1 protein-coding gene is annotated in these 242 nt (G+C 64.0%); it reads right to left on the reverse strand.

All coding sequences use genetic code 11. The features are described from left to right. The coding region (locus J5M67_RS29315; protein ID WP_207888767.1) for a sulfatase-like hydrolase/transferase at positions 1–242 on the reverse strand (242 nt) is incomplete at both ends.

The following is a 242-nucleotide window of genomic DNA, read 5'->3' on the forward strand; positions in this document are numbered from 1 at the left end:
CGCCTTCCCAGTTGGAGTTCTTCTCGTTGCGGAACGGGGTGGTGGCCGCATCCGGCCAGGACCACTGGTTCGGGCCGTTGTCGGTGGTGTAGACGACGATGGTGTTGTCGGCGATCTTCAGGTCGTCGAGGGTCTTGAGCAGTTTGCCGACGTCGCCGTCGTGTTCGAGCATGCCGTCGGCGTACTCGTTGCCGGGCATGCCGCTCTGGCCCTTCATCGAGTCGCGCACGTGGGTGAAGAGG

The organism is Pseudomonas sp. 30_B (assembly GCF_017491605.1).
Taxonomy (GTDB): domain Bacteria; phylum Pseudomonadota; class Gammaproteobacteria; order Pseudomonadales; family Pseudomonadaceae; genus Pseudomonas.